Annotated in this window: 3 protein-coding genes; 1 reads left to right on the top strand and 2 read right to left on the bottom strand. The window is 68.7% G+C overall.

Annotated elements, in window-relative coordinates:
* Positions 1 to 111: 111 nt before the first annotated feature.
* Entirely contained in the window at positions 112 to 489 is a 378-nt protein-coding gene (locus DKT69_RS03705; protein ID WP_109800193.1) for a hypothetical protein, read from the top strand.
* A gap of 83 nt (positions 490 to 572) precedes the next feature.
* Here DKT69_RS03705 and DKT69_RS03700 read toward each other — a convergent pair whose 3' ends face one another.
* Together DKT69_RS03700 and DKT69_RS03690 are read right to left on the bottom strand one after the other, a co-directional pair.
* A complete protein-coding gene (locus tag DKT69_RS03700; protein WP_109800192.1) occupies positions 573 to 797 on the bottom strand; it encodes a hypothetical protein in 225 nt (74 codons plus the stop codon).
* 1,211 nt (positions 798 to 2,008) lie between these two features.
* Positions 2,009 to 5,230, bottom strand: a complete 3,222-nt coding sequence (locus tag DKT69_RS03690; RefSeq protein ID WP_109800191.1) for a S8 family serine peptidase — start codon at positions 5,228 to 5,230, stop codon at positions 2,009 to 2,011.
* Positions 5,231 to 5,272: the final 42 nt, after the last annotated feature.

Raw genomic sequence — 5,272 nt, 5'->3', positions numbered from 1 at the left:
ACTTCGAAGACACCACGCTCGCCATCGCCGGACTGGTCTCCGACCGCTGCGCCGAACGGTAGGCAAACCACCAAACCGAACCAGGCATACAAGCACTGCCGGGTCCTAATCGTGCACGACCTCGTAATCCCGCTCCCGGCCTGGCTCGCGGACCGGAACGCCGGCTCCGACCGCGCCCGGTGGGCCATCTGGGCCGTACTGGCCCTCGCCGACTCCACCGTCGGCTGGGAAGGCGACATGCGGCACCAGCCGTACATCGGTGGCGTGCCGGCCGGGGACGGCGGCACCACCCACCGCTACATGGTCGTCAAGCAGGACAACGACGGCTACACGTTCATCGTCAGCCAGGCCCCGATGCCGTGGCTCGAGGCCCGGTCCAACCGGCACGAGGAGGTCCGCGGCCGCGACCTGGGGCGCTACCCGTGGGAGCCGGAGAACCTCGGCCAGCAGGTCGACCTGCCCGGCCATGTCGACCTGCTGGCCGACTGACCGTGCTGACCGACGCCGCAGTACGTCTGTAGGCCCTCGCTCGCCGTCGCGAGAGCGTCGGCCGACGAGGGCCTACGATCAGGTCACGTCCACTTCGTTCGGACTGGGTTCTCGTCAGTCGCCGCGCCGACCACGCAGTCGCCGACGCCACTGCACCAGTACGTCATCTCAGCCCTCACCAGCCGGACCGGGGAGTAGATCATGGGCGTCCAGGTTGTGCCTTCCGGAGTGCCGTTCACGTCGTAGCTCTTGCGCTGCGTGTAGCCGGTGTCCTGCACTGCGCGCATCTCGAGGGGAATGTTGCCCACGAACCACCCCCTGGAGCAGATCGCCCGGCACCCGCAACCGGGCCGGGCAGCCCCAAACTGTCTGCACGTTGCAGCACATCCACGCCACCCTGCGGGCCGCCCTCAGCGGCGCGCACCGCGATCGCCTGATCACCGACAACCCGGCTCGGGGTATGGAACTACCACCTCGGGAACGTCGTGCCGCGCCAACGCGACCAGGTCACCGATGAGTTGGACAGGTGCTCGACGAGCACCCTCTCGTCGAGGTTCTGACCTTGATGTCCGGCATTGGCGTCAAGATCGGCACGCCCAGCCTGCCGTCTCGGTCGAAGCTGTCTCTGTTCCTGGGACCATCTGATCGTAAATCAGGTGGTCGAGCTGCCGGGGTCTCCTTCGGTGCGCAACAAGCCAAGGCCGCTACCTGCGGAATCAGGCGCACCGCTTCCCCATTGTCGCAACCCAAGAATCCAAGATGGTGGATCGTGCTGCTCCGTGGCTGCTCGGCGGTCGGGAGCCGCCCGAGGGGGTGCAACTGCCGGAGAAACCGCCCCTGACCTGCGCAAACATGTGCCACAACCGTGTCCCACACGTGACCCATACGAAAGCAGGGAATATAGCCGATCGGCTATATTCCCTGCTCAAGTGGTGCGCCCGAAGGGACTCGAACCCCTAACCTTCTGATCCGTAGACAGATGATTATCTATGCGTTGCGAGGTCGGCTCGACCAGCACGCCCCGCTCCCGCTCCGTCCCGGCGGATACCAGCAGGTCCAGCAGTCCATCCATGGGAAGCGATGGATTCGAGTTGCCCTGGAAGAGACGCACGTCCAATCAGGTAACCGCGTATCCCCGCCAGTTCGCCGACGTCCGATCACCATCGGAGCACCAAGAAATGCGGGCGCCGAACCGGGTGGCGGGCTGTGCCGCCGTAGGCCGGCGGGTCGGGTCGGCCGCCAGGCAGGCGAGGCTGAGCTCGGCGATGTCGGTGGGCAGGCCGGGGATGCGCAGCGGCGATACGGGGTACGCCCGGCGTGCACCTCCATTGCGTCCTCCCAGGTCTGCACGGGCAGTGGGGCCCGGCGAGTAGCCACAGCCGGGCAACCGCAACGACACGATCGTCTACCGGACCAGCGGGATCGAAGGCTTATGGGACGGCCGGCGGATCGGAAGTATGACGAACGCGAGGAGGCCCGCTCCCGAGAACCGGGGGCGGGCCTCCTGCCTCAAGGAGCGTCAGCCTACGTTCCGTACAACGATGTCACCGCTGCCGATCAGGATGTTGGTGTCGGTGCGGACCTGCACCGTGCCGTACAGCATTCGACCGGTGGCAGGGGCGGCCTTGACGGTCACGGAGCCGGGCACAGTCCAGGAGGTGCCGCTGGGGCGCGGCGCGTTCGCGTCGCTCACTGCGACCGTGCCGAAGGCCGGGTTGGTGAAGACGTCGATGTAGTTGTAGCTGGTCGAGCCGGAGGGCACCGAGTACCCGTCGACACGCACCTTCCAGGCGCCTGCCGCCGGGTTGGCGATGGTGACCGACTCCTCGGAGTCGCCGTCGGCGCTGCGCCCGGCCTCCACGCAGGTCCCGGACGTGCAGTTGAGCACGTACAGGTCCAGGTCGGCGGCCGGGTCGGAGGTGCCACCGATGGTGGCCCGCATCTGAGTGGAACCGGGGGTCACCGTCAGGTCGTACTCCTGGACGGTCCGGTTGCCGATGGTGAACTGGCCCTGCCGGGCGCTGCCCAGCGTGCCGCCGACCGCCCGGCCAGTGAACGAGCCGAGCGTGCTGGTCAGCGAGTACGACCGGGACACCGGCACGTTCAGCGTGGCGGAGTCGATCACGTCGGGGTTCGGGGAGACCGTCGCGCCGAGAACTGAGGCGGTCAACGCGAACTTGGTCCACTCCGCGTCGGAGGTACGCCGGCCGTCCACGGTGACCTCCCAGACGCCGGCCAGCGGGTTGGAGGTGGTGCGGCTGTTCGGTGACCCGGTGGCGCAGGCGCCCGCGGCCGGGACGAAGCAGGAGGTGGAGGCGTTGTCGTCGATCGCCACGCCGTACGGGTGGTAGCGCAGGAACCGCGCCTGGCCGGCGCCCGGCTCACTGGACGGGCCGGTGAAGTCCACCTTCAGCGCCGGCGTACCCGCCGGCACGCGGAAGAAGTAGCGCAGCGACTGGTTACGGCCGACCTTGCCGTTGATCGTCACCTGGAAGTTGTCCGCCGCCGCGAAGGTGTACGGGGCGACCACCATGTTCATCGTCTGGTAGTCGACGCCGGTGGTCGCCGGGTCGTCCAGTCGCAGGATCGCCGAGTGCGCGCCTGGCGTCGCAGGGTTGATCGCGACCGGTACCTCGGCGGGCTTGTTCAGCGGCAGAGCCATTGAGGTGCCGGACGAGAAGGTGCCGTCGTTGCCCACCCAGGACAGGTTGTAGGTGACGGCCTTCGACCCGCCGGTGGTGCGGGTGAAGGTGTAGGTGCGGGTGTACTTGCGGCCCACCGTGACGCCTTCACGGTCGTAGATGCCGACGCCGACGCCGGGGGTGGCGAGGAAGCCGGACAGCACGGTGTTCACCGGCACTGAGGAGGTGATGTCGACGGTCTTGATGTTCTTGCGCAGGACGTCGTACGCCGCCGGCACGTCGATCAGGCCGGCGCCCTGCTCGTACGCGCCGATGTTGTCGAGAAAGCGGGCCGAGGACATCATGGCCTGCCGGAGCTGAGCCGGCTTGCGCTGGAAGCCCTGCGCCTTGGCGGCGCCGACGAGCAGCGCCCCGGCACCGGCGGCCTGCGGAGAGGCCATCGAGGTGCCGTTGAACATGGCGTAGCCCGGGGGCAGCTCGTAGGTGCCGGTGACGGGGCCGCCCGGCTGCCAGGTGGGGATGGACGAGATGGCCGAACCGGGGGCGACGATGTTGGGCTTGAAGCCGCCGTCCTCCGCTGGGCCACGAGAGCTGTAGTAGTGCAGGTTGTCCTGGTACGGCGAGCTGGAGCCGTAGTTGGCCCGCCAGGTGGCGTCGGTGATGTACGACCCGATGCTCATGACCTTCTCGGCGACCGACGGGTCGCCGACGGTGTTGGTGCCCGGCCCGCTGTTGCCGGCCGAAATGAACATCTGCACGTTGTACTGGTCGATGAGGCGGTTGTAGAGCAGCGCCCGGGTGTTGTTGCCGTCGTTGAGCGACGGCAGGCCACCGATCGACATGTTGATGACGTCGACGTTCGCCTGCTTGGCGGCATAGATCATGCCCTCGATGAGGGCGTGCGAGGTGCAGCCGCCGACGAACATGCAGACCCGGACGGAGACCAGCTTGGCGCCCGGCGCGGCGCCGGTCATCTTGCCGCCGAACAGCCCGTTGCCGGCGGTGATGCCGGCGACGTGCGAGCCGTGCGCGCCGGCGACGATGCCGATGTTGACGAACTTGCCCTTGCCGTCGACCTGCACCACGAACGGCATCGCCTCGGCGATCGGGGTCGCCGGGTTGTCGGTGCCGAAGGTGCCAACGTCGTAGCGGAGCTTGTAGTCGGTCATCGGGGTCTGCTCGGCGAAGGAGCCGTTCTGGTTGGTGTCGACCCAGACGGTCGTGCCGCCGTCCCACAGAACGCCGAAGAGGCCGCTGCTGCCGGTCGGGTTGCCGTCCCGGTTGACGTCGTTGCCGACCTCACCGGCGAGAGCGGCGTCCCGCTCGTTAAAGACGCCGAAGCGGTAGGAGCCGGAGCCCGGCGCGGTCCAGGTGCGGCCGTCCACGGTGAAGCTCGGCCCGGAGACGTTCTTGGCCATGCTGATCCAGGTCGGGTCGCCGTCGTCGGTCGGGGAGGTCGCGGTGACCCAGTCGACGATCTTGCGCTCACGGGTGGTGGTGTTCTGCAGGGCCGGGTGTGCCAGGTCGACGCCGGTGTCGATGATGCCGACGGTGGTACCGCGCCCGTCGAGGGTGGGGTGCTCGGCCACGAACTGCGCCGCGCCCATGTCGTTGATCGGCATGTACGGGTTGGCGGCGGGAGTGTTCTTGCCAGGCGCCGGCTGGGGTGCCGGGGCCTGGGAGGCGTCCGGGGCCGGGTCCGGTAGCGGGACCGGTGCGTCGATCTCGACGGTCTGCACGCCGCTGAGCCGCGGAACCCGGTCGGCCCGATCGACGGCCACGCTGGCCCGCAGGTAGCTCAGGTCGTCATCGCGGTAGAGCACGTCCGCGCCGAGGCCGGCGAGGCCGTCGGCGACGGTGCCGGCCTGCCCGGACTGCGCTCCGACCAGGACCGTAACCTTCTGCTGGCCGTTGTCGCGGGCCTCGGCCAGCCGGTCCTGGTCGGTGGGGCTCCACCCTGCGGCGCTGCTCTTGACAACGGTGGCGGACGGCTGGGCGCTGGCGGATCCGGCGAACGCTGTGGTGAGGGCGCCGGCGGTCAACACCGACGCGACGACCGCAGCCGCTGCGCGGCCGCGTCGTGTGGGGGTTCTACTCACGTCGCTTCCTTCGGGGAGTGAGGGGGAGGGCAGTGCCAGGAC

This window comes from Micromonospora sicca (assembly GCF_003172935.1).
GTDB lineage: Bacteria > Actinomycetota > Actinomycetes > Mycobacteriales > Micromonosporaceae > Micromonospora > Micromonospora sicca.
This window is presented reverse-complemented; position numbering and strand designations above follow the sequence as displayed.